The organism is Streptomyces sp. CB01580, from assembly GCF_001905795.1.
Taxonomy (GTDB): Bacteria; Actinomycetota; Actinomycetes; order Streptomycetales; family Streptomycetaceae; genus Streptomyces.
In genome coordinates, this window is the sequence record NZ_LIXJ01000001.1 from 256,171 (window position 1) to 280,805 (window position 24,635).

The 24,635-nt window shown below is 71.2% G+C and carries 15 protein-coding genes; 3 read left to right on the forward strand and 12 right to left on the reverse strand.

Annotated features, from left to right (window positions below):
- Positions 1 to 131: 131 nt before the first annotated feature.
- On the forward strand, positions 132 to 1,742 hold the full coding sequence (locus AMK22_RS00885; protein ID WP_073781243.1) for an amidase: 1,611 nt from the start codon (positions 132 to 134) through the stop codon (positions 1,740 to 1,742).
- Between the two features lie 156 nt (positions 1,743 to 1,898).
- Here the strand turns inward: AMK22_RS00885 and AMK22_RS00890 are convergent, their stop codons facing one another.
- Positions 1,899 to 3,110, reverse strand: a complete 1,212-nt coding sequence (locus AMK22_RS00890; RefSeq protein ID WP_073781244.1) for a Dyp-type peroxidase — start codon at positions 3,108 to 3,110, stop codon at positions 1,899 to 1,901.
- Between the two features lie 30 nt (positions 3,111 to 3,140).
- On the opposite strand from AMK22_RS00890, the gene AMK22_RS00895 reads away from it, so the two are divergent.
- Entirely contained in the window at positions 3,141 to 4,508 is a 1,368-nt protein-coding gene (locus AMK22_RS00895; RefSeq protein ID WP_242433780.1) for a right-handed parallel beta-helix repeat-containing protein, read from the forward strand.
- A 75-nt stretch (positions 4,509 to 4,583) separates the two neighbouring features.
- On the opposite strand, the gene AMK22_RS00900 is transcribed toward AMK22_RS00895, so the two are convergent.
- From AMK22_RS00900 to AMK22_RS38040, 3 genes are all read right to left on the reverse strand, one after another.
- Entirely contained in the window at positions 4,584 to 5,411 is an 828-nt protein-coding gene (locus AMK22_RS00900) for a hypothetical protein (RefSeq protein WP_073781246.1), read from the reverse strand.
- A gap of 363 nt (positions 5,412 to 5,774) precedes the next feature.
- Positions 5,775 to 8,381 (reverse strand): SdrD B-like domain-containing protein, encoded by a 2,607-nt coding sequence (locus AMK22_RS00905; protein WP_079185843.1) that lies wholly within the window; start codon positions 8,379 to 8,381, stop codon positions 5,775 to 5,777.
- 466 nt (positions 8,382 to 8,847) lie between these two features.
- Complete coding sequence (locus AMK22_RS38040; protein WP_073781248.1) at positions 8,848 to 9,270, reverse strand: PH domain-containing protein; 423 nt, start codon at positions 9,268 to 9,270, stop codon at positions 8,848 to 8,850.
- A gap of 568 nt (positions 9,271 to 9,838) precedes the next feature.
- Between AMK22_RS38040 and AMK22_RS39370 the strand changes: the two genes are divergently transcribed.
- On the forward strand, positions 9,839 to 10,621 hold the full coding sequence (locus tag AMK22_RS39370; protein WP_242433781.1) for a peptidoglycan DD-metalloendopeptidase family protein: 783 nt from the start codon (positions 9,839 to 9,841) through the stop codon (positions 10,619 to 10,621).
- A gap of 179 nt (positions 10,622 to 10,800) precedes the next feature.
- On the opposite strand, the gene AMK22_RS00920 is transcribed toward AMK22_RS39370, so the two are convergent.
- The 8 genes from AMK22_RS00920 to AMK22_RS00955 form a co-directional block, all read right to left on the reverse strand.
- Positions 10,801 to 13,200 carry a SpoIIE family protein phosphatase gene (locus tag AMK22_RS00920; RefSeq protein WP_079185846.1) on the reverse strand — a complete coding sequence of 800 codons (2,400 nt, stop codon included), beginning with the start codon at positions 13,198 to 13,200 and terminating at the stop codon, positions 10,801 to 10,803.
- 432 nt (positions 13,201 to 13,632) lie between these two features.
- Positions 13,633 to 15,447 (reverse strand): multicopper oxidase family protein, encoded by a 1,815-nt coding sequence (locus AMK22_RS00925; protein ID WP_199883087.1) that lies wholly within the window; start codon positions 15,445 to 15,447, stop codon positions 13,633 to 13,635.
- 822 nt (positions 15,448 to 16,269) lie between these two features.
- On the reverse strand, positions 16,270 to 17,499 hold the full coding sequence (locus tag AMK22_RS00930) for a damage-control phosphatase ARMT1 family protein (protein WP_073781251.1): 1,230 nt from the start codon (positions 17,497 to 17,499) through the stop codon (positions 16,270 to 16,272).
- 165 nt (positions 17,500 to 17,664) lie between these two features.
- Positions 17,665 to 18,696 (reverse strand): LacI family DNA-binding transcriptional regulator, encoded by a 1,032-nt coding sequence (locus AMK22_RS00935; RefSeq protein WP_073781252.1) that lies wholly within the window; start codon positions 18,694 to 18,696, stop codon positions 17,665 to 17,667.
- 235 nt (positions 18,697 to 18,931) lie between these two features.
- Complete coding sequence (locus AMK22_RS00940) at positions 18,932 to 20,392, reverse strand: GH1 family beta-glucosidase (protein ID WP_073781253.1); 1,461 nt, start codon at positions 20,390 to 20,392, stop codon at positions 18,932 to 18,934.
- Between the two features lie 256 nt (positions 20,393 to 20,648).
- Entirely contained in the window at positions 20,649 to 21,590 is a 942-nt protein-coding gene (locus tag AMK22_RS00945; protein WP_073781524.1) for a carbohydrate ABC transporter permease, read from the reverse strand.
- A gap of 21 nt (positions 21,591 to 21,611) precedes the next feature.
- Entirely contained in the window at positions 21,612 to 22,613 is a 1,002-nt protein-coding gene (locus AMK22_RS00950; RefSeq protein WP_073781254.1) for a carbohydrate ABC transporter permease, read from the reverse strand.
- A gap of 130 nt (positions 22,614 to 22,743) precedes the next feature.
- On the reverse strand, positions 22,744 to 24,072 hold the full coding sequence (locus AMK22_RS00955; RefSeq protein WP_073781255.1) for an ABC transporter substrate-binding protein: 1,329 nt from the start codon (positions 24,070 to 24,072) through the stop codon (positions 22,744 to 22,746).
- Positions 24,073 to 24,635: the final 563 nt, after the last annotated feature.

The following is a 24,635-nucleotide window of genomic DNA, read 5'->3' on the forward strand; positions in this document are numbered from 1 at the left end:
ATCACACGCACCCCCGCGCCGGCCGTCCTCAGGACCGGCGCCCTGCGCCGCCCGTGCCACGGCGGTCGACGGCGCAGGGAGGCGCAGAAGTCTCTTGCGCCCGGCGATCCTCCTGGAGTGGGCTGTCCCTCATGAAGAAGAGAAGCATCGCGGCACTGACCGCGGCCCTGACCGTGGCGCCCCTTCTGATGGCGGGTGCGCCGGGGCAGCGTGCGGTGGCCGCGGACTCCGGTACCGACGGCCCCTCGTCCCCCACCGAGTCGACGCTCCTGCGCGGAGTGGACCTGGAGACGGTGACGATCCCCGAGTTACAGGCGCGCATGAAGCGCGGATCCCTGACCTCGTCGGAACTGACCCTGTCGTACCTGCGGCGGATCAAGGCCGTCGACCCGAAGATCAACGCGGTGCTGCGCACCAGCCCGACGGCCCTGCGCCAGGCGGCCGCCAGCGATGTCAGGCATCGCCTCGGAAAGGTCCGCGGTCCGCTCGACGGCATCCCTGTCCTGCTGAAGGACAACGTGAACACCCGAGACATGCCGACGACGGCCGGGTCCCTGGCACTGGCCGGAAGACCGCCGGCCACGGACGCGGACCTGGTCGCAAGGCTGCGCGCGGCAGGCGCGGTGATCCTCGGCAAGGCCAACCTCTCCGAATGGGCCAACTTCCGCGCGGCGAAGCCGACGTCGGGCTGGTCGGCGGTGGGCGGGCAGACGAACAGCCCGTACGTCCTGGACCGGAATCCGTGCGGATCGTCCTCCGGGTCGGCCGCGGCGCTCGCCGCGTCGTTGGCGCAGGTGGCGATCGGCACCGAGACGGACGGCTCCATCGTGTGCCCGGCCGGGATGAACGGGGTCGTCGGCCACAAGCCCAGCCTCGGACTGGTCAGCCGGTCCGGCATCGTCCCGATCTCCGCCGAACAGGACACGGCCGGCCCCATGGCACGCAACGTCGTCGACACCGCGATCACCCTCTCGGTGCTCAGCGGTCACGACGCCACGGGCGCCGACGGTGCCTTCGGCCCCACGGACGCGGCCACTCGCCCCGACGGCCTGCGCGGGAAGCGGATCGGCCTGTGGCGGCTCCCTTCGCTCGGCGCCGAGGTGGACGCCCTGATGACCCGGACCGCGGCACGACTGCGTGCCGCCGGGGCCCAGGTCGTCGAGGTGACGCCCCCGTACCAGAACAGGCTCGCCGACCTCGAGTTCCCGGCCCTGCTGAGCGAGTTCCGCCGGGACATCGACACCTACCTGTCCACCCGCAACGGGCCTCGCGACCTCGCCGGGCTGATCGAGTTCAACCGCACGCACCCGGCCGAGCGGACCTGTTTCGCCGGCCAGGAGTTGTTCGAGCAGGCCCTGGTCGCGCCGCCGACCACGGACCCGCGCCACCGAACGATGCGCGCCGAACTGAAGGACCTGTCCCGGCGGTCCATCGACGAGACCATGGCCGCCCATGACCTGGACGCCATCGCCTCCCCGGCGAACCCGCCCGCCTGGACGACCGACTGCGCGCGGGGCGACAACGACGTGATCCCGTCCTCCACCCCGGCCGCCGTCGCCGGGTACCCCTCGCTGTCCATGCCCGCCGGGTTCGTCGGCGAGTTGCCGGTCGGCCTGCTCCTGATGGCCGGCGACCACCAGGACGCCGGTCTGCTGTCGCTGGGGGCGGCGGTGGAGCAGCGGCTGGATGCCTGGCGGGCACCGCGGTACCTGCCCTCGGTGACGCCCGACACCACGCCGTGAGGCGGTCGGCGACGGCTCCGCCGTCCGTCGGCCGATGCCGTCGCCGTACCGCTCGCGTTTTCGGGACTCCGGTGGCCGCTGCCGAGCGCGGCGGTCACCGGAGCGCGCGTGCTCGTGGCGAGCAGCCGGGTGAGCCGTACGGCGGCGAGGCGGACCTCATGTCCAGAGCTGTTCGCCGAGAATCCCGGCGGGTGCGGCACCGGGCAGGACGTAGGCCACGGCCGAGGCCCGGTGCTGGAGGAAGGGGTTGAGGGCGTCGCGGGCGGCCAGACGGTTCTGGACGCGGGTGAACCGGGCGGGGTCGCGCATGAAGGCGCAGAAGAGCAGGCCGCGATCGGTCGGGCCGTCGTCGTAGCTGTAGCTGCGGCGGAGCATACGGGCGCCGCCGTCGAAGCGGGGGCTGGCGAGACGCACGTGGGCGGTGGCGGGGATGACGTAGGAACCGTCGGGGTTCTTGGCGAAGATGTCCGGCTCGTCGTGCTCTGCGGTACCGCCGAGGGGGACGCCGTCGCGGGCGCGGCGGCCGATCACCTGGTCCCGCTGGTTCTCGGGGAGGGCCGCGAAGCCGGTGACGTCCATGCGGATCCTGCGGTAGACCAGAACGGTGCCGTCGCGGTGGGCTCCGGACGGGCCCCAGACCCACTGCTCGGCCGCCGCGCGATCGGGGTTGGCGGTGCCGTCCTTGGAGCCGAACAGGTTGCGCGGGGTGGTGCCCGGGGCCGTGTGGGGCATGAAGCCGGACTGGGTCCAGCGCGGTACGGCGCCGGCCGCGTGCGCGGCCCGGTCCGCGAGTTCGGCGACGACGGTGAGGGTCCAGCGGTCGGCCGCGCACAGTTGGACCAGGAGATCGCCGCCGCTGCGGCGCGGGTCGAGACGGTCGCCGGGGAAGGACGGCAACTCGCCGAGCGAGGCAGGTACGTTGAGGCCGAGCCGGGCGGCGAGGGCGGGGCCGATGCCGACCAGGGAGGTGAGCCGGGACGCGCCGCCGCCCTGGAGTCGCGGGTCCGGCGGGGTGTCGGAGGCCGCGGCGGCGAGCGTGCGGGTCAGCGCGCCGAGGACGCCTCGCAGGGTCTTCCGGTCGGTCGCGGCGGAGGTCTGCGGGAGGTCGAAGGAGAGCAGGTGCGTCGCCGGTTGCTGGGGTGCCATGACGCCCGCCTGTCGGGCGCCATGGAAGGGAATCGCGGACTCGGTCGGCGGGGCGCCGAGGGTGGCACGGTCGGCTGTCCGGTCGCCCCTCGCCAGTTCGTCGGCCGCCGCGCCGATCCCGGCGGCGAGCACCGCTCCGCCGGCGAGCAGTGCCCGGCGCCGCCCGAAACGGGTTGCCGCGGGCCGGGATGAATCCTGCGCATTTCCCTGTTCGGTGGGCATACGCCTATTGGAGACGATAAAACAACTGCCATGCAAATCCTGTCTGCAGAAGGCCTGTTGATGCGTTGGGCGGTCCCGTCGGCGATGTCCCGGGCGGCACTGCGTCTGTCGGTGCTGGTCGCCTCGGTCGCGATGGCGGCCACCGGGTGCTCCGGTACGGGGTCGACGTCCGGCGATGCGCGGCATCCGGCGGGGAGCGTGTTGCGCGTTCCGCAGGACTTCCCCTCGGTGCAGCAGGCGGTGGACGTCGCTCGCGAGGGCGAGACGGTACTGGTCGGCCCGGGTGTGTACCGGGAGAGCGTGCGCGTCACCAAACCCCGCGTGGTGCTGCGCGGAACGGACCGCAACAAGGTGGTCTTCGACGGCGGTGTGCGTCTGGCCAACGGCATCACCGTGACCGGCGCCGGCTCGGTGGTCGAGAACCTCACCGTGCACGGCTACCTCGCCAACGGCGTGCTGTTCACCGGCGTCACCGACGAGCGGTTGCAACGGCGCGGCGCCGGCGGCTCCGCCTACGACCCGCTGGACACCGCCCGCTTCCCCGCCGTCCGGGGCTTCCGCGCGACCCGGGTGACGGCGTACAACAACGGTCTGTACGGCATCTACGCCTTTGACGCGCGCGACGGCGTGATCGAGGACTCCTACGCCTCCGGGCACGCCGACTCGGGTATCTACGTCGGCCAGTGCAAGCCCTGCAACACCGTCGTCCGGGGCAACACGGTGGAGCGCAACGCGGTCGGCATCGAAATGACCAATGCCTCGGACGATCTGTCGGTGCTGGGCAATCTCGTCGCCCGCAACCGAGTCGGCGTCACGATCAACTCCAATGACCTGGAGGCCCTCGCCCCGCAGCGCGGCGCGGTGATCGCGGGCAATGTGGTCGCCGACAACAACGCCGCCGACACGCCTCAGCAGGCGGACGGGGGCTTCGGCATCGGCATCGGCATCGGCGGTGGCACCGGGAACCGCGTCCACCGCAACCTGGTTCAGGGCAATCGGGCGGCCGGAGTGGTCGTCACCGACCCGCCGGGGCATCCGGCGAGCGGCAATCGTGTCGAGGACAACCGCGCCACCGGCAACGGTATCGACCTCGTGCTGGCCTCGGCCGATCCCGGCAACTGTTTCGCGGGCAACCGGCCGGCCACCCAGAGCCCGGACGGCCTGGAGCGTCGCGCGGGCTGCGGCACCCGCGGCCGGGGCGGGCTGCCCACCGGCCGGACGGCGCCGGTGCAGGCGCCGCCCGGCATGCCGTTCAGCCAGGTGCCGGCCCCGCCCGCCCAGCCGTCCATGCCGGACCCGACGGCCCCGGGCAGCCCAGCCACCGGACTGCCGGGGGCCGTCGACGCGGCCGCGTACCCGCTGCCGAAGAGCGTGGACGCCGTGCCGCACTCGAACTGAGCACGGTGCCCCGGAGGGCGGGTCGAGGCGGGCCGTCGGCGGCCGCGGAAGGCTGAGCTCTTGGGCACGGAGATGTCAGCCGGTCTTCCACGGCGTCTCGGGGAGCTTCGCGCGGCCGTCGCGTCCGGAGAACTCCACGGTGGTCGGAGTTCCCAGGCCCGAGATCCGCATCGTCACCCGCCGCAGGCCGCCGTCGGCGTCGACCCAGTACGTCAGCGGAGACCGTTCGCCGTCCGGCCCCGCACCGGGCGTGGCACCCTGGGCGCGCGGCCCGGCGAACCGGTCGTAGCTGCGGCCGTCGATGCGCTCGCTCTCCAGCCAGCGGGCTCCGGACTGCGCGAGCAGCAGCGGGTTGTCGGGACGGTCCGCGCCGAGCCCGACCAGCAACCGGAGCCCGGCGTCCAGGGGATCGGTCGTGTAGGAACGCGCGGACCAGCCCGAGCGCGGGACGTGCTCGGCCTGCTGCCAGGGCGGGCTGTTGTCGCCCTCCCGCGCGGGGGCCAGGCCGAGGCCGCCGGTGTCCCAGACGATCAGGCCGTGGTCGAGCCGCCCGGCCGCGGGCCCGGAGGATCCGGAGGACCCGGTGGAACCGGTGACCTGGTAACTCCCCACGGCCCTGTGGGTCCGGTAGTCCACGACCCCCTTGACCCGCACCACCACTCCGCCGCCCTCGGTGGCGGTGAGGGTCACCGCCACGGGACTGGCCTGGTACAGGTTCAGCCGCGACAGCGCCAGCCTGGACGCCTCCTCCATCGTCACCGGCCGCTCGGTGGTGTCGGCGGAGAGGCTCCGGTAGGCGGCCAGGCCCCCCGCCGCGACGCCGCACACCGCGAGCGCGATCAGTGTTCTGAACCAGCGGGTCCGACGCGGCGTACACCCGCTGGTCTTCCTCTTCCGAGCCATGCAGTCGCTTTCTCTTCGTCGGTCGGTCACGCAGGAGGGCGGGTCCGCGAACCGTTGGTCCGCGAACCCGCCCGATCCGGCGCGGAGGGTTACCGGTACCGGCTGCCCCTCTCGGGGGCCAGGCCCTGTCTTCCAACTGCCTTCGTTCGGCCGGAGGCCGGGCCGCGCGTCGTGCGGTGCGTGCGATCGCAAGGCGGCCGAAAGCCCTCGGATGGGGTCTCCCCTGCTCGAACGAAGTCGAGAGCTTGGGGAAGGGCTACGTGGGCTTTCGGCCAACGCCGAAGGGGGTCCCCCCTGGCCCTTAAGGCCTTGGGGGAGTGCGTGCCGGGCGGTGCGACGGGGCAAACGTTGCCGGGAGCGGCACTAGCTGTACTGCGCCCTTCGCCTGCGCACCAGGACGACCAGCGCCGCGCCGAGGACGGTGAGCGCGGCACAGCCGGCCAGGGCCAGCGGAACCATTTGGCTCATGCCGGTGGATGCCAGACCCGAGTTGGGTGCGTGGCCCGGTGGCCCCGGTACACCCGGTGCGCCCGGCGCCCCCGGTGAACCCGGTTTGCCCGGTACCGGCGTCGTCGGCGTCGGCGTCGGCGACGGGGTGGTGCCGGGCAGCCGGTGGTTGACCGCTGTCACCGAGACCCCGGCGTCGAGATTGTCGGGGGTCAGCACCAGCGGTCCGAACACCGCCACGTCGGGTGCGGCGTAGCCTGCGGGCGGGCTGACTTCCTGCCAGTAGTACGTACCCGGTGCGCCGGTGCCCTGGCAGACTCCGTCGGTCCCGGTCGTGCAGGGCTTGTCGACCCGCGTGTCCGGTTCCTCCCCGGTGGTCTGCAAGCCGTCGGAGCCGTTCGTCTCCTTCCACAGCTGGAACTTCGCCCGGGCCAGCGGTTTGCCGTCCTGGTCGTGCTTGACCAGGCGCAGCACGCCCTCCTGTTGTCGGAAACCGAAGTCGTAGGTGTGGTCGTTCTCCCCCGGCCCGCCGGTGGTCAGCGCCCGCTCCGGGAACTTCGCGTCGCGCGGGACGATGCCCTTGGAGTCGATGAAGTGGTTGTCCCCGACATCCGCGTCCGTGGGCACCCACTGGTACAGCGGGCCGTCCTTGGCGTAGTCGGCCGGATTGTCGAGGCGGATGGTGTACTTGGTCCTTGGATGGAGGCCGCCGGTGACATTGGAGTCGTCGAAGTAGTACTCGCCGCGCGCCGTCGTCCTGGTCGTTCCCACGAGCTTGCCCGACTCGTCGTACAGGTTGACGGTCGCGTCCACGACCGGGCGCTGGCCCGGGTTCTGGATGCCCTTGCGCTCGGGGTCGTACCAGACCCGGTTGCCGATCTGGAGCGGGGCCTGGTCGCAGAGCACCTCCAGGTCGCCCATCGAGGCGCCCTTGCCGAACGGGGCGACGTTGCCGGGCGGGTTGAGGCGGAGGCCGAACCCCGGGTCCTGCGCGCCATCATGCTGGAGGAACGACGTGCCGTAGCCGTAGGCGGTGTGGTTGGGGTCGAAGGAGGAGGTCGCGATGGTGTTCTCTGCCTTGGAGAGCGCCATGCCGGCGAACGCCGTGTTGCGGTGACCACCCCAGCTGGTGTCGAAGAACCGGGTGCCCCGAGGGGACAGCCCGCAGCCGTTGTTGGTGTCCATCACATACATGCCGTTCGCCGCGCATGCCTTGTTCAGGTCACCGCCCGACATGACGACGGCGGCGGAGTTCGGCGTGGGACCGGCAGGCGCGCGGTCGCCGAAGCGGTCGCGGAAGGCCAGCAGCATCGAGCCGTCGGCCTCGAAGGCGATCTCGCCCAGCTCCGGTTCGGGGTTGGCCATGGTGGAGTTGCCGCACGGACGGCCGTTCTGCGAGCCGGGGTAGGTGCTCGTCCACGGGAACCAGCCCGCGCCGTCGCACGGGCCACCGCCGACCGTCGAGCCGCGCGGGTAGTCCAGCGGCTGGTTCAGCACGGCCTGTTGGAAGGCGCCGGTGCCCAGGTCGAAGGGGAGAACCACCGCGCGCAGGTCCGAGACCTTCCCGGTGGACTCGCCCGAGCAGACCCCGCCGAGGTAGCCGGTGCCGTCCTGCATTCCCAGGCCGAAGGGACGCCAGTCCCCGGGCGCCGGGCAGCCCGGGTCCGGGATCGCGTGGACGGCCTTCGGCGCCGCGGCGGTCGGCACGGTGGCGTCGTAGCGGTAGAGCTTGCGGTTGTTGAGGTTGACGACGAACAGGTCCTTGCCGTCATCCGTGATCTTGATGCCGCCCAGACTCTCCTTGCCGGGCACGGCGAGGAACGCGTCATCGGTACCCGGGCCGTGGGCCGTCGTCCCCGCGTCCGGGACGACGGTGAACAGGGAGGTCTTCTTCCGCGCGGGGTCGGTCACGTAGATGCCCCCGGCGTCACCCGGACCGTAGTCCGTGGTGCGCTTGGCCACCGCCGAGGAGAACACCCGCTTGTCGGCCTTGTTCCACGCGATGCCGAACAGCGTGCCGGTCTCGGCGTTGGTGGCGATGTTCGTGACGTCGACGTCGACACCGTCCTGGCCGCGCGCGTCATAGGGGAAGGAGACCAGCGTACGCTGAGCCCCACCCTCGCGCGTGGTCGGCTGACAGGTCGTCATCAGTGGTGCGTTCTTCTGGCAGTAGTCTCCCGGGTTCCACAGTCCGGTGGTGAACGCCACGCTCTTCCCGCCGGAGAGGTCGACGAACTCCTCGTTGCTGCTCAACTGGTTGGGCGCACCGTCCAGACCCTGGCGCGAGGCGAAGGCCGGGAACAGCACACCCGGCTTCGGATTCACCACCTGCACCCGGTACTTGCCGCTGGTGGCCTCGCCCGCCGCCGGAGTCAGTGTCACGGTGCCGTCGGCCGCCGTGACCCCCTCGGTGCCCACCCCGTTGTCGTCGGTGAGGGTCACCTTGACGCCCGCGATGCCCGGTTCCAGCGCGGGCGTCCATACGCCGCTGGTGTCCACGGCCCGGATCACCCGGACCGTCACAGATCCGTCCCCCGCCTGCGAGTACGCCGCAGGCGCCGCGGCTAACGAGCCACTACCGATGCCCAAGGCGAGCACGGCCAGACAGCCGACGGTGCGGCGACCGAGCACACCTGGCCGCAGCCGACGCGGCTGGGGCGCGGCTCCCTTCGCTTGTTCATTCTTAGATCTCATCCCCTGCTCTCAGCGTTCAGTAGGGCCTGATGCCCTGCTCGTGAGGAAGTACATAGAGATGCGGAGAACCGCCTTGCGAGCGATCTTAGAAGGGCTTTGGGCAAGATCGTGGCGGAATGACGAACTCGGCCTCTGCGTACCGGGAGTTCGGTACGGTCGCCGGTGGGAATGTCGTCGTCGGGCGAGCACCGTCGCGGGCTCGGTGAGGGCTACGACGCCCTGACCACAAGCGAGTTCGACACCGGCGGAGCGGCGGGCCCTCGCTGTTCGTGGACCACCCCGCTCCTCCGGGGCATCACACCCTCGACGCGACGACGAGGCCGGGGCAGTGGGCGCGCATCGCATCCGGCACGTCCTCCGGGCGGCCCCGCAGATCCGAGAGCGTGATCGCCGGGAGGACCAGCGGATTCGGCTGACCTGTCGTCAGATGGGTGGTGCGGCGGAGTACGACGGTGACCCAGGGGTGGCCGGGGGCGCTCGGCCGTACGCCCGTGATGTCCGCCCAGGAGAAGAAGCCGAAACGGACGTACGTCACACCCGCGTCCGACAGCACCAGCGGTGGTCGAAACCCGGCGAGCAGCCGTCGGATGAAGGGGTGGAGCCAGGCGACGACGCCCACGGTGATTCCGCCGACGAGGCTGCCGGGCAGCCAGTCCAGTGCGGGAGTAGCCGAGCTGGTTTCGGCCTGGTCCGACACCGACAGCGTGACTGTGACCACGACGAGTCCCCCGATTCCATCGATCGACGACACGCGCGATCGGCTGACAAGTCGCCGAAGACCGCGTCAACATGAGTCGGAGTCAGCTTGCCACGCACGGTCGGCCCTACGTCGGCGTAGCCGCTGCAAGACCGTGTCCTGTGGAGTGGTGACGCAGACTCAGGAGCTTGTCGGAGGAATGAGGTTGTCGCTGTCGGCCGCCGCCGGCAGGGTGCCGTTGCCGACCATGCGGGCGAGAGCGGGATGGCGGGTATCGCAGCCGTGGAGGCCGGTTCGGGGCGAGGCCGCCGAGGCCGGCGCCGACGACCGCGACGCGAAGCCCGTGCGGCGCGGGCGGTCGCCTGCCCGGATGCCGTCCGTACGGCCTTCGCTCGACTTCGCACGGGCCCTCGCGCCCCACGCGAGGCGCTCACCCTCTCTCGGTGGAGGTGAAGTCAACGAGGGCCATACGAAAGGGAGTTGGAGCTCAGCAACCGTCGCCCAAGAAGTCGTACCGACGGGTACTGCAATCGCCGCAGACATGACAAGATCCGGCCTGTCCCCTTGCCCCCCGCTTTCGGAGTCAACGATGCGTCGCAGTGTCCGGGCCGTGCTGGCCCTCTCCCTCGCCGGACTGGCGGTCATGGTCCCGGTCGGATCGGCACAGGCCGACACCGTGGTGAGGGTGTCCGTCCCCAGTGGTCTGCCGCTCAACGTACGATCCGAGCCGCGCCTCGGCGCCCAGGTGGTCGGCAGCCTCGCCAACGGCAGCAAGGTGACGATCACTTGCTACGGCCGGGGCGACAGCGTGCAGGGCATCGGCGGTGCCACCAACGTCTGGAACAAGGTGTCGAGCGGCGGCTGGGTCAGCGACGGCTTCCTGGAGACCGGCTCCAACAACCCGGTGGTGCCTCCCTGTTCCGGCGGCGCGCCGTTCAAGCTGCCCTACTCGGCCGGCCGGGCGTACACCGTGACCCAGACCCCGGGTTCGGGCTACTCGCACAACGACGACTACAACCGGCACGCCGTCGACTTCGCCACACCCACCGGCACCCCCATCGTGGCCTCGGCCGCGGGCACCGTCTACTTCGAGGGCTGGAACGGCGCCGGCGGCATCATGGCGCTGATCGACCACGGCAACAACCGGTGCACCCAGTACGCCCACCTGAGCTCGACGATCATCGACAGGGGCAACCGGGTGGCCCAGGGCCAGCAGATCGGCACCTCCGGCGCCACGGGGAACGTGTCGGGCCCGCATCTGCACTGGAACGTCGTGTACTGCGACAGCCAGCGCAGCCGCGAGATCCCCAACTCCGTGGAGACCGGCACCAACTATCCCACCGGTTCCGCCCCGGTGAGCCGGAACGGCTGACGGTCCACCGGCCCCCGTGTCGGTCACCGGAGTTGTCGTGGTGGACGGATACGTGATCGTCGCCGGAACCCGCCGCCCTTGCGAGGCGTGCCGGCCCGGCGGCCTTCTCCCGTCGGCGCCGCGTCCGCTCGCGGGGCTTCTCCCCGGCGCGACTCGCGGCCGCGTACCCGTCGCGCCCGCTATTCCGCGGCCGGGACGAGGGGCTGCTCGGTCCAGATGGTCTTGCCGCGCCGACCGTAGCGGCTGCCCCAGCGGGTGGTCAGCTGGGCCACGAGGTACAGGCCGCGGCCGCCCTCGTCGGTCCAGCGGGCCCGGCACAGCCGCGGCTGGGTGTTGCTGGGGTCGGACACCTCGCAGATCAGTACGTTGTCGCGGATGAGCCGCAGGGCGACCGGGCCGCCCGCGTAACGAATGGCGTTGGTGACCAGTTCGCTGACGACGAGTTCGGTGGTGAACGCGAGGTGGTCCAGTCCCCAGGAAGCCAGTTGCCCGGTGACGGCTTCCCGGGCCTCGGTCACGATGGCGGGGTCGGCGGGGAACTGCCAGACGGCGGTCGAGTCCTCCGGCAGCGCCCTGGTACGAGCAAGCAGCAGGGCCACGTCGTCGCGGGACGGGGCCTCGGCGGCCCGGGAGAGCAAGGACCGGCCGACCCCGTCCAGGGACGGTGATCCGCCGCCGTCGCACAGCGCCGCGAGACCGTCCGCCAACCGCGACACCCCGTCCTCGATGTCCTGTCCGTCGAGGGTCACGAGCCCGTCGGTGTACAGGGCGAGGACACTGCCGGGCTCCAGCCGGAGGTTCGTGACCTCGAACGGCATTCCGCCCACCCCGAGTGGCGGGCCGGGGGCGATCTCGATCGCCCGGGTCGTACCGTCGGGGCGGAGCAGTACAGGGGGTGGATGTCCGGCGCTGGCCACCGCGCACTGGCGGGTGACCGGGTCGTACAGCGCGTACAGACAGGTCGCGCCCACGGCGTCCCGCTGGGCGGGACCCGCCTCCTCGGCGAGCTGCTGGACCAGGCCGTCCACGTGCGTGAGCAGCTCGTCGGGCTCCAGTTCGAGATCCGCGAGGGTCTGCACCGCCGTACGCAACCGCCCCATGGTCGCGGTGGCATGCAGACCGTGACCGATGACGTCTCCCACCACGAGCGCCACACGCAGCGACGGCAGCGGGATCACATCGAACCAGTCGCCGCCGATGCCGGCCCCGCCCCCGGCCGGCACATAGCTGCCCGCCGCCTCGACCGCGGGGATGTCGCTGGTGGCACGGGGAAGCAGGCGCTGTTGCAGTGCCACGGCCGCGCGGTGCTCCCGGGTGTACCGGCGGGCGTTGTCCACGCCCAGCGCGGCACGGGAGGCGATCTCCGTCAGCAGCTTCCGGTCCTCCTCGACGAAGGGATCGGGGTACTCGGTTCGCCAGACCACCACGGCGCCGAGCAGCAGACCGCGCGCGAACAGAGGAGCGTAGAGGACCGAGTGGCCGTGCTCGGGGACGAACAGCGGGGCCAGTTCCGGTCCCAATTGCTCCCTCGCCTCCTGCCCGGAGGCCAGGACGGTCTCGCCGCACCGCAGCTTCCGCAGAACAGGCGGGTCGGGCAGCGGAGGAACCGGCTTCCCCGGTTGCAGGAGGCTGCTCGGCACGGAGCCGGTGGCCGAAACGATTGCGGCGCGGCGCAGGTACCACAGCCCGGCGCCGGCCAGCTTGGGCGGCTCGTCGCCCTGGAACATGGCGTCCGCGAGTTCCACCCAGGCCATGTCGCCGAAGGCCGGGACGAGGACCTCGGCCAGATCCTGGGAGGTGCGGAGGACGTCCAGGGACGTACCGATCCGCTCGGACGCTTCGTGGAGCAGGTCCAGGTGTTGGTGGTCCCGCTGCCGGGCGGTGGTGGGCGTGAGCATCGTGGCGACACCTGTCGGGCGCCCCTGCGCGTCCTCCAGCCGGAAGGCGGAGAGGAACCACTGTCTGTCGGGAACCCGTGGGGCCCGCACCCGCTGCTCCCACTCGATCAGCGGCACCCCGGTGTCCAGGACCCGGCGCAGCGCCGACTCGACCTCGTCCGCGTTCTGCGGGGAGAGCACCTCCCACAGTCGGCCTCCGAGGAGCCCGGACGACCCGCCGGGCACCCCGGAGGCGACATTGCTGCGCTCCGTGCTCAGATCCGGACCGTGGATGGCGACCTCGATCCGGTTCTGGGCGAACAGTGCCCGCACAAGGGCGGTGTCCTGATTCCACATGTCCAGCTGCTCGGCGGGGAGGGCCAGGACGAGGCACTCCGACGAGCCTTCCATCGGAACCGTCCGAAAGACGACCTCGAATCGGTGACCGGAGCGGCTGCAAAGCGGCACCCGGCCCGTCGACGGGATCCCGGTGCGCCGGGGACGGCCCTGGCACCGTCCTCGGGAGGGGGCGGCGAGCAGGTCGCACACCGAGGAGCCGCAGACCTCCTCGGCCGTGCGTTCGAGCAGGTCTGTGGCCGCCCGCGACCAGCGCAGCACGATGCCCCGGTCGTCGAGCACGGCCGTCGCGATGTCGTCGAACGAGAACGACCGACCCCAAGGGTCATCAGTGGATGCGCCCATCCCGCTGCCCTCGCCTCTGCGGAGTTACTTCAAGGTAAGTACATTGTGGACAATTCCGATGCACGCTGCTCCGCCGGCGGGGGCGTGAAACGTTCGTTGCGACTCCAGGCCGTGGGTGACTCGGCGATGACCAGCGACGACGTCGTCGGAGGTGAAAGCGGTCCATGAATGCGCCGAGCAGGTCGGGCGGCGTGGCTCCCCGGCGGTCCTCGGTGGGGACCGCCGGCGGACCGTGGCCGTCCTCGGGAAGGGGCGGGCGGACCCGGGCCGGTGATGGCGGCGGTCCGCGTCATGGACGGCTGGGGTGTGTTCGCGCTCATGGTGGGCCGCGCCCGGCCGTCGCCCGCATTTCGCCCGACCTGATCCCCGACCGGAGCGTGCCGGTCCCGGCGAAACGCGCGAAGGCATCGGAGTGCAGCGGAGCCACCGCCATCACCCGATCGTGTAGGGGCGCATCATCTCGTTGTCCTCGTGTTCGAGCATGTGGCAGTGCCAGGCGTACCGGCCCGGCCGGTCGAACGTCGCTTTCAGCCTCGTGACGCCTGGGTAGGCGACCACCGTGTCCTTGAGGCCGCTCTCCCACGCTTCGGCGGGTTGTGCGGGGCGGCCGGCCGTCTGTCGGCCGAGAACCTGGAACTGCACCTCGTGGACATGGATCGGGTGGGCGTCCTTCGTGAAGTTGTGGATCTCCCATACCTCGGTCGCCCCCAGCGCCGGGTTCTCCGTGACGGGGTCGTCCCAGTGCATCGGCACGGCGGCGCCTTTTCGGTCCAGGGTGCCGAGCAGCATCTGCCGGGGACCGATGTGCGGCAGCGAGGCGGAGTTCTGCTCGCTGAGGGAGAGCCGCCGGACACGGCTCGCCTCCCCCAGCGGCTCGAACGGCGGAAGCGACAGCCGGCCGGGAGGCACGGTCTTGTCCGGCGCCGTGAGTGTCCCCGTCACGAACTTCATGATCTGCCCGGTGGTGGCCGGGTCCGCGGGGGAGAAATCGGTCCCCGCCTTCCCGCCCTGGAACGCCTTGTCGGGCCCCTCGTTGATGAGGTACAGCTCCGTCCCGGCCGTGAGGGACGTGAAGTCGACAATGACGTCGGCGCGTTCGGCGGGAGCGATGAGCAGCTGGTCGAGCTGGACGGGTGCCGGGAGGAAGCCGCCTTCGCTGCCGATCTGCCAGAACGGAAGTGCGGCATGCGCGGGCCTGTGGGCGAGCGCGTGGGTGGTGATCTTCAGGATCAGGTACCGCGAGTTGCACCCGTTGAGGATCCGGAAACGGTACCGACGGGGCTCGACGCGGAGGAAAGGCCAGGTTCTGCCGTTGGTCACCATCGTGTTGCCGAAGAGCTCCGGATTCCAGATCGGGGGAATGTCGCTGCCCGGGATGTAGGGTCCGCCGAACCCGTCGAAATCGCGGCGCCCGGCCGGGTAGTGGAGACTGCCGTCGGCATGGAACGAGCGGTCCTGGACGACGACGGGGATCTCGTAGTACTTCCGCCAGGGTGGGTCCCCGGGCCGGGGCGCGGGGCCGGGCAGCACCCCTTCGGGAAGGTCGGCGGGGCCCCCTCGCAGGAGGTAGAACCCGGCCAGCCCGGCGTAGACGTTCAGGCGTGTGACGCCCAGGGCGTGATCGTGGAACCAGAACGTCGAGGCCCTCTCCTCATTGGCGTACTGGAACACGGCTTCGCCCCGGTTCCAGACCTCGCCGAACCGGTCTTCGAACTTTCCCCTGAACTCCTCGTAGAAGGAGCCGACCTCGGCGTACCCCGCAGGAACGTCGAGTGCGTCGGGAAGGTACCAGGCCTCGGTGTAGCCATCGCTCTCCTCGGTGTTCAGCCCGCCGTGGAGATGCGTCACGATCGGCACGGGGCCGGTGTACGGTCCGGGCGTCGAGCGAAACACGGGACTCGCGTCCCGGCCCCGGAGTCCACCCGGAGGGTTCGCCCAGTGCAGCGTGGGGTCGATCGGCAGCAGATGCGGCAGGTACCGGCCGTCACGACTCCGCAACTGGTTCTGCCACCTCACGCGCACGGGCGTTCCCGACCGGGCCTCGATGGTGAAAGCGGGGTAGTGGAAGGTGTCCGGATGCCCGGTGGAGCCGTATCCCCACACTGTTGTCGCGGGCAGACCGGGTGGCAGCACCTGCTGCCGGAACTGCCGCACGCCGATGACGTAGTTCTCGACCGGAGCACCGAGGGCGCCACGCATCGAAGGCATGGCGGGCGGGACGACGAGAGGCTCGACGTACTTGCCCACCTTCCGAGGGTCGAGGACGTTCCCTCGGGACGCCGTCCACAGCTTCGGACGAGCGGTACCGACTGGAAGGAGCGCGGCCATTCCTCCGGCCGCCGCCTGGACAACCCTGCGTCTCGTGACCATCCGTACCCTCCGGTGTGCCTCGGACCGGCCTCTTCACCGTCGTCCTCCCGGCCCGGCCCTGCGGTCTCCCCGAAACCGACGGCACGTGCCGGGCGTCATCAGGCTGCCTCAGACGACCCGGGGGCGCGTTGCCGGAGTACTCCGGGCGAAGGACTCCCGGGCCCTGTCGTCGAAGTGCCGCCGGTCGGCCGGAGGCCGGGCCGTGCGGCGTCCGGTGCGTGCGATCGGGAGGCGGAGGATCGTTCTCGTACGGGACGTACGGGGACGCCTCCGACAACACCGCGAGCCATGGGGTCTCCCCTGGCCGGGCAAGGCCGAGACCTGGGGAGGTGGCAGGCTTCGCACGGCAGGTGGCAGTTCGACGACGGGGCCCAGCACCGTCCGCGCCCCACCGCGCGGTGCGGGCGGTCGCCGCGCGCGGGGGCCGTCCCGCCGGTCGAGTGTCGGCGCGAGCGGACCGGCACGACTGGCCCGATGGGGTGACCGACGCTCCGGGCCGTGCTGCGTCATCGGCGGGGGCTCGGCTCTCCGGGGTGCGCCCCTCGCACGGGCTGTCCTCACTCTGCTCGGGCGGGCGATCCCGCTGTGCCGTCACGGGGATCGGCTCAACGCAGGTCCCGGGGCCTGCGTTGCACGGCGCCGGCCGGGGTGACTTCGTGCACCAGCGCATCGGCCACCCCGATGTCGCGAGAACAGCGGTTACCCGCGCACCTGAACCAGCGCGTGCGTGCCGCTCGTACGCCACGCGGCGCCGGAGCGCTCAAGGGTGTCCGAGGTCGCCTGATCGAGACCGACGATCACGTCGGACTTCAGTGTGCGCAAGGCCGCGACGGCCCCCGGGAAGTGCGCGGTACGGGCGGGGAAGGGCATGGTGGCGTCCCACAGCCGATCGCCCACCAGGCGGCGGTAGTTGAGGTCGCCCTTGAGGATGGTGAGCGTGACGTCCGCGAACTGCTTCCGGAGGTCTTCGGGCATCTCGTCGTACGGCAAAGGGGCACAGAAGAACGGGTCGGTGCGAACCTCCAGACCTCCCGTCGCCATGGCCCTCCACAGTCGGCCGCCGATCCGGCCGGCTTCGCCCGGCGCCTCGGTGAGCCGTCGGAGGCAGTCGACCACGTCCGCCGTCATCGCGTCGGACACGTAGTACGGGTAGGGCTTGACGTGAAGCACGACCCGCTCGGCATGCCGGTGTTCGAGAAGGTGGTCGACGAGGATCAGGTCCGGGATCAGCTCGCGCCCCGCGTTGTCCGCCACCACGGCGGTGGTCGAAGACCCTCCGGCGGGCAGGAGCTGCCACAGCGACGCGCTGTCGTCGGCGACCAGATCGGACGCGGCGGCCGCACCGGCCGTCGGCTCCCCCGCCGAGACGCGGAAGCCGAGATCCGCGCGGTTGCCCCAGAGCGAGGCGCGGAGCAGGGCCGTGGCCCTCTCGTCGGCCGGCGCGTCCGCGAGCGCGTCCAGGGCCCACAGTTCCTCCTCCACCGCCTCGCCCCGCAGTTCGGCCCGCTTGAACGGCGCGAAAGGGTCGACTCCCTGCCACGCCCCGGGGCCGAAGTATCCGACCGCGCCGAGGAGCCTCCGGTAGAAGTAGCTCTCGGCCCACAGGAAGGGCACGTCGTACCAGGAGCGCCCGAAGTGCCCTCGCCCCCACTCCGCCCACTGCTCGCGGTCGTGGTCCTCGGGGCCGAGCGGCTCCACGACGCCACCGGTGATCTCGTCCAGCAAGGCATCGAGGGCCTCGTGCTGCCGGCGCTCGTACGGGAAGGCCGCTCGTACCTGCCGGATGATGGCAGGGTGGCGCTCGGCAAGGACACCCCGGGCGAACGAGCCGGGCTCGTCGCTCATGATGACCGGCGGGTCTGCCGCGACGGCCGGGCCGGATCCCGCTCCGTCCCCGTCGTCTGCGGCGAGGGGGCCTCTGTCTCCCATGCGTCCAGCCCTTCGCGAATCGTCGGCCGAAGTGCCGGGGTCCCGGCCGTCGGCTCCTCCAGGTTTGCCACATCGGCTCGCCCGCCGACAACAGGGGCAGAGTTCCTCTCACTCCCCCTGACGTCCGCCCGCCGGGCCGACGGTGCCGTGAGGCTCCGCGGGAACTCAGGAGGAGTCGCGGACGATCAGTTCGGTGGGGAGCACGACGTGCGGACGCTCCGGGCTGCCGCCGGCGACCTCCTGGAGCAGTACACGGGCCATGGTGCGGCCCATCTCCTCGATCGGCTGGCGCACGCTGGTGAGCGCCGGGTCCATGTGGCGCGCCACCGCCGAGTCGTCGAAGCCGACGAGGGCCACGTCGTCCGGGATGCGCCGCCCGGCCTCGCGCAGCACCTGACGGGCGCCCGCGGCCATGACGTCGGAGGCGGCGAACACCGCGTCGACGCCGGGGCGCCGGGCGAGCAGCGCGCGCATGGCGCGGGCACCGCCTTCCTCGGTGAAGTCCGCCGCGGCGACCAGATCCTCGTCGGGGGCGAGACCGGCCGCGCCGACCGCCTCGTGGTAACCGTCGAGACGCCGCCGGGCCCCGTAGACGTCCAGTCGGCCGGTGATCGTGGCGATGGTGCGACGCCCTCGTGCGACCAGATGGCCGACGGCGGCGCGGGCGCCCGCGAAGTTGTCCGAGTCGACCGAGGCGAGCGGTTCCGCGGCGGACCGGGGGCCACTGGTCACGGCGGGCATGCCGAGCTGCTCCAGCAGATCCGGCAGCGGGTCGTCGGCATGGACGGAGACCAGCAGCACGCCGTCGACCCGGTGCGCGGTCAGGTACTGGGCCAGCCGCCGACGCTCGCGGTCGTTGCCGACGAAGGTGAGCAGCAGTTGCATGTCGGTGTCGGCGAGCGCCGCTCCGACCCCGCGCACGATGTCGGAGAAGTACGGCTCGGTGAAGAACCGGGCCTCCGGCTCGGGCACGACGAGCGCGATGGCGTCGGTGCGGTTCCCGGCGAGTGCGCGAGCGGCGCGGTTGGGTACGTAGCCCAGCTCGGCGACGGCCGCCTCGACGGCCTCCCGGGTGCGTGCGCTGACCCGCGGGGAGCCGTTGATGACCCGTGAGACCGTGCCACGCCCCACCCCCGCCCGCGCCGCGACCTCTTCGAGCGTGGGCCGCCCGCCGCTCCGTACTCGCGCTGCCGCCATGGCTGCCTCCCGTTCGCGGTCAATTTCTCACAGCCGTGATGACCGGTCCAAGTCCGGCCGGAACGAGGCGGGAACGGCGGAGACGGACGTCGCTGCACCGGGCGGCCGCAGTGGGTGCGGGTGTGCTGGTTCCGCGTGCCTAGGCCGGACGGTCCGCGCCGGTTCGCGCCGGTTCGCGCTAATGGACGAGAGCCCGGCGCGGCCTACCGGGTCCCGCCCACCGGTGCGGCAGCGGTCAGTCGGCGTCGGGGCGCGGCGGCAGGGAGTGGTGGCGGATGACGTCGGCGTACCAGTGGGCGCTCGCCTTGGGGACGCGGCGCTGGGTGGCGTAGTCGACGTGGATGGTGCCGAACCGCTTCCGGTACCCGTACGCCCACTCGAAGTTGTCCATCAGGGACCACAGGAAGTAGCCCCGGACGTCCGCGCCGTCGGCGGCGGCGCGTCGCACCGCGTCGAGGTGATCGTGCAGGTAGGCGATGCGCTCGGGGTCGTCGACCCGGCCCTCGGGCGAGACGTGGTCGTCGAAGGCGGCGCCGTTCTCGGTGACCATCAGCGGCAGCCCGGGGTGGTCCCGGGCGACGTCGAGGAGCAGGCGGTACAGCCCGTCCGGGTCGATCGCCCAGTTCATCGCGGTGCGCGGGCCGTCGGCGAGGTGGAAGGCGATGTGCTCGGAGCCGGGCCACGGGGAGTGGTCGCTGTGGCCGTGTCCGTCGTCGCGCGCGTCGCCGCGACCGTCGGCGGGCGTGGAGACCACGGTCGGCGTGTAGTAGTTGACGCCGAGGACGTCGACGGGGCGGGAGATGACGGGCAGGTCACCGTCGCGGACGAGCGCCGACCAGTCCACCAGGTGCGCGGTGTCCGCGATCAGGTCCTCGGGGTACGCCCCGTGCAGCATCGGGCCGGTGAAGATCCGGTTGCCCACCGCGTCGATCCGGCGGGCGGCGTCCGCGTCGGCCGCGCTGCCGGTCAGCGGGCGGACCTGGTGGAGGTTGAGGGAGACCGAGGTCCGCGCGGTGGCGGGGAGGTGTTCGCGCAGCACATCGACCGCGCGGCCGTGCGCGAGGTTGAGGTGGTGTGCGGCACTCAGGGCGGCGGCCGGTTCGGTGCGCCCAGGGGCGTGCACGCCCGAGCCGTAGCCGAGGAAGGCCGAGCACCACGGCTCGTTCAGGGTGGTCCAGGTGGGGACGCGGTCGCCGAGGACGCGGACCACGAGGGCGGCGTAGTCGGCGAAACGCTCGGCGGTCGCCCGCCGGGGCCAGCCGCCCGCGTCCTCCAGTTCCTGGGGCAGGTCCCAGTGGTACAGGGTGGCGACAGGCGTGATGCCCGCTTCGAGCAGTTCGTCGACGAGCGCGCGGTAGAAGTCCAGCCCGCGCTCCACGGCCGGGCCGCGGCCGGTGGGCTGTACCCGGGACCAGGAGACGGAAAAGCGGTAGGCCGTCAGACCGAGCCGCTTCATGAGGGCCACGTCGTCCCGGTAGCGGTGGTAGTGATCCACGGCGATGTCACCGGTGTCCCCGTCAAGGACCCTGCCGGGGGTGTGGCTGAAGGTGTCCCAGATGGACGGGGTACGACCGCCCTCGGCGACGGCGCCCTCGACCTGGTAGGCCGAGGTGGCCGCCCCCCAGAGGAAACCGGGCGGGAACTGCTGGGTCTCGGCGGCCTGCTTCGGGCCGGTGCCGGGGCGTGCGACAGGCATAGGGAGCGCTCCCAGAATTGGTCGGACGGGGGGTGGTGGTGCCCCTGCGCGAGCAGGGCCCGGATCGCATGGGCCCGGATCGGGTGGGGCTTCGAGGTGGGACTTCGGGGGTGTGACTTCGGCGCGGGATCTCGGGGCGCGGCTTCACGATGGAGTCACGAGGTGGGTACGGGGTCGGGCCCGGGAGGTCGGTCAGAGGGAGCGGCGGGTGGCCGACGGGCCGACCGGCCCTCACCGACGCCCATATGACGCTCCATCACCCCTTGACCGCGCCGGACATGATGCCTCCGACGATCCGCTTGCCGAAGATCACGAAGACCACGAGCAGCGGCAGTGTGCTGATCAACGCACCAGCCATCACAATGCTCTGGTCCGGCGTGTAGGAGGCGCTCAGTCGGCCGAGGGCCACCTGGAGTGTGGGATTCTGCTGATTGAGGGCGAGGTAGGGCCAGAAGAAGTCGTTCCACGCCTGCACGAAGGTGAGCATGCCCAGCACCATCATCGCGGGGCGGGCCACCGGGAGCACCACACTGCGCACGATGCGGAAGTTGTTCGCGCCGTCGACCTTGGCCGCCTCGACGAGTTCGTAGGGCAGCGCCTCGCTCAGGTACTGGCGCATGAAGAAGACACCGAAGGCGCTCACCAGGGTCGGGAAGATCACCGACTCCAGCCTGCCGCCCCAGCCGAGGCCGGACATCACCATGAACAGGGGCACCACGCCGAGTTGGGGCGGGATGGTGAGCGTGGCTACGACCGCGGTCATCAGTGCGCCGCGGCCCCGGAAGCGCATCTTGGCGAAGGCGTACCCGGCGAGTGTGCAGAAGAAGAGCGTCGCCGCCGTGACGCAGCCGGCGACGACGACGCTGTTGACGATCGCCTTGCCGAGGTTCGCCTGGGTCCAGGCCGCTTCGAGGTTGTGCGGCAGCCTCCCGCCGGGCAGCAACGGCGGTGTGGTGGCGAGCACTTCGTCCTGGGTGTGGGACGCGGCCACCAGTGTCCAGTAGAGCGGCAGCAGCGAGCCGATGCCGACGAGCACCAGCGCGACGTAGGCGAACGGGCCGCCGCGGAGTTGTTCGCCCGCACCGGGCCGCAAGCGCATCGGGCGCCGCCCGGCCGTCCGTGCCCTGTCCCGGAGGGCCGGGCCCTTGGCCGGGGCGGCATCGCTTCCGGTCGTGGACGTGATCGAGGACGTGGACATGGTCATGGAAATCGCTCCCGGTCAGACCGCGGATGTGCGTACGAAGCGGCCGACGAGCCAGTTGACCGCGGCAATGATCAGCAGGAGGGCGAGCATCGCCCAGGCCACTGCGGCGGCCGGGCCGAGATGCCCCAGGTTCCAGCCGTAGTTGTAGAGATAGACGCTCAGGGTCTCGTACTGATTCTCGTTGCCGCCGGTCGCCCCGAGCCTGCCACCCTCCAACAGCAGTGGCTCCCCGAACAGTTGCATGGAACCGATGGTCGAGACGACGATCGTGAAGAGGATCGTCGGCCGCAACGAGGGGATGGTCACCTTGCGGAACTGCTGCCAGCGCGAGGCGCCGTCCAGCGCGGCGGCCTCGTACAGGTCGGTGGGCACGGCCTGCATGGCGGCCAGGTAGATCAGCGCGTTGTAGCCGGTCCAGCGCCAGATCACGATGATCGAGATGGCGATCTTCGAGGTCCAGTGACCATTGGCCCAGTTGGTGTCGCCGAGGCCGACGAAGTGCAGCAGCCAGTTCAGCAGCCCGCCGTCGGCCCGGAAGACCAGGGCGAAGACGAGTGCGGCGGAGGCAACCGATGTGGCGTACGGGGTGAGCACGATCGTGCGCCAGAACGCGCTGGCGCGCAGCCGGTAGTTCAGCAGATGGGCCAGCCCGAGCGCGACCAGCAGTTGCGGCACCGTCGACATGACGCCGATCAGGAACGTGTTGCCGACGGCCGTCCAGAACTCCGGATCGTGCAGGATCCGGTCGAAGTTGTCCCAGCCGACCCACTCCATCCGGTCCAGGCCGGTCATCTCCACCCGGTGCAGGGCGATCCACCCGGTGTACAGCAGCGGGTAGAGCCCGAAGGCGCCGAAGACGAGGAAGAACGGGGCGATGTAGGCGTACGGCGAAGCCTTGTCGTCGAATCGCCACAGCCGGCTCCGCCAGGACGGTCGCGGGACCGGGTCCGCGGCGGTCCGCCGGGGGCCGCCCGGGGGCGGGGCGTACGCGTTCCGGTGGGGAGTCGAGGTGGCCACGGGCGGGAGTCCTTCCCTGCGTTGCTGCGGTGTTCCGATGTCGTGTCGCCGCGTGCCGGGTCGGCGCGTCACGGCGATGTGGTGCCCCGATGCGACCCGGCACGGTCGGCCGAGCGCCTTGTCGACGACGTCAGCCGAGTGCCTTGTCGATGGCGTCGGTCGCCGCCTTCCATGCGTCGTCGGGACCCGTGCCGCGCTGCTCCATGTTGTTGATCTGGGTGGAGATGGTGTCCTTGATGACGCCGTCCTTCGGGCCGAGCACCGCCTCGGGGATCGACTTGGCCTCGTCGGCGTAGATCCGGCCGATGGGCGCGTCGTTGAAGTACGGGAGCCGGGCGTCCTTCACCTCGGGCAGTTCGTACGCGCGCGCGTTGGACGGGAAGACACCGATGGCCTTGAAGACGGCGGCCTGCTGTTCGGGGGCGGTCAGCCACTTCACCAGCTCGGTGGCCTCGTCGATGTTCTTGCCCTGCTTGGGAACGGCGAGGAAGGAGCCGCCCCAGTTGGCGGCGGTCGAACCGGGCGCGGTGGTGATGTCCCACCTGCCCTTGTTGGCCTCACCGGCGTTGGCCGAGATCTGCCCGGCCATCCACGCGGGGCAGGCGACGGTGGCGACGGTGCCCTTGCGCAGGGCGGCGACCCACGGGTCGCTGAACTGGGCGAGCCCCTGGGTGAGTTTCTTCGACGCGGCCTCGGCGGCGAGGTTCCAGCCCTGCTCGACACTGGGGCTGTCCTTGTAGACCGGCTTGCCGCCCTCGTCGTAGTACTGCTCCGCGCTGGAACTCACCACGGCGTTGAACATGGCGCTCGCGGAGTCCATGAAGAATGTGCCCTCGGGTGCCTTCTTCCGGTACTCCTCCCCAAGTTGGAGGTAGTCCTTCCAGCCGCCGGCGACCCGCTCGGCGACCTTCGCCCGGTCGGTCGGCAGGCCGGCCTTCCCGAAGAGTTCGGTGTTGTAGCAGAGGGACATCGGCCCGATGTCGGTGCCCGCCCCGATCACGGCGCCGTCGGGCGTGGTGGCCTGTTTCTCCTTCCAGGAGACCCAGTCACCGACGTCGATCGCATCGCCGAGATCGACGAAGGCGTCCGCCTGGGTGTCCACGATCTCCTTGATGCGGCCGACCTCTATGCCCTGGACGTCGGCGAGGCCGCTGCCCGCGTTCAACTGCTGCGGGAGTTTCGGGTAGTAGACCTTCTCGTCGGTGGTGACGTCCTCCTTGACCGTGATGTTCGGGTGCAGCTCGTGGTACTTCTCGAAGAGCCCGGCCTCCTTGTAGCCGAACTGTCCGTAGTCGGCGACGATCAGTGTGACGTTCCCGTTCTCGTCGGGACCCTTGCTGCCCGATGAGTCCGAGCCGCTGCCGCAACCGGTCAGCAGCAGGGCCGGGGCCGTCAGCCCCGTGGTGACGAGAACCGCGGCCCTGCGGCTCCGGCCCACGGCGGTACGGGTGATGCGCATTCCGCTACTCCTTGCTCTGGGGCGTGAGGACGACTGAGGGGTCGTCATACAGGTGGCGCCAGGCGTGCGTTCCGGGGTGCGCCTCCCGGTGTGCGTGCGATGCGTGCTCGGACGTACGGGCGATGTGCAGGACGCGTACGCGTGACGGTGCGAGTGTCTGTGCGCCGACGGGTGCGGGCGTGGTGCCGGGCGCACAAGGGGGTACGGGAAGAACGCGGACGAGCCGTTCATGCGGGGATCACGTGGTGCGCAGACCACACGGCGTGGGGAGCACATGGTGCGCGGACCGCACGGCACGGGGACTGCACGGCGTGGGGAGCGCCGGGCGTGGGAGCGCTCCCACACCCGATGTCGGAAGGTTCCTGCCTCCAAGGGGCTGGTGTCAAGAGTTGAAGAAGCGTCCGTTGCCCGAGCGTGTCCCGCTCGTCACGGGACCGCGCTCTGCCGATGCCTTGCCACAACCAGCCTGCACGGCAGGGGACTTCGCGCCACCCCGGGAAAGGACCGGCTCAAGGGGTGGGTTCGCACGGCGACCCCGGTGCCGTCCACGCCCCGCCCCACCG

Coding starts and splice junctions, on each gene's coding strand:
- AMK22_RS00885 (WP_073781243.1), top strand. CDS start 132: ATGAAGAAGAGAAGCATCGCGGCACTGACCGCGGCCCTGACCGTGGCG.
- AMK22_RS00890 (WP_073781244.1), bottom strand. CDS start 3,110: ATGCCCACCGAACAGGGAAATGCGCAGGATTCATCCCGGCCCGCGGCA.
- AMK22_RS00895 (WP_242433780.1), top strand. CDS start 3,141: ATGCAAATCCTGTCTGCAGAAGGCCTGTTGATGCGTTGGGCGGTCCCG.
- AMK22_RS00900 (WP_073781246.1), bottom strand. CDS start 5,411: ATGGCTCGGAAGAGGAAGACCAGCGGGTGTACGCCGCGTCGGACCCGC.
- AMK22_RS39370 (WP_242433781.1), top strand. CDS start 9,839: ATGCGTCGCAGTGTCCGGGCCGTGCTGGCCCTCTCCCTCGCCGGACTG.
- AMK22_RS00920 (WP_079185846.1), bottom strand. CDS start 13,200: ATGGGCGCATCCACTGATGACCCTTGGGGTCGGTCGTTCTCGTTCGAC.
- AMK22_RS00930 (WP_073781251.1), bottom strand. CDS start 17,499: ATGGGAGACAGAGGCCCCCTCGCCGCAGACGACGGGGACGGAGCGGGA.
- AMK22_RS00935 (WP_073781252.1), bottom strand. CDS start 18,696: ATGGCGGCAGCGCGAGTACGGAGCGGCGGGCGGCCCACGCTCGAAGAG.
- AMK22_RS00940 (WP_073781253.1), bottom strand. CDS start 20,392: ATGCCTGTCGCACGCCCCGGCACCGGCCCGAAGCAGGCCGCCGAGACC.
- AMK22_RS00945 (WP_073781524.1), bottom strand. CDS start 21,590: ATGTCCACGTCCTCGATCACGTCCACGACCGGAAGCGATGCCGCCCCG.
- AMK22_RS00955 (WP_073781255.1), bottom strand. CDS start 24,072: ATGCGCATCACCCGTACCGCCGTGGGCCGGAGCCGCAGGGCCGCGGTT.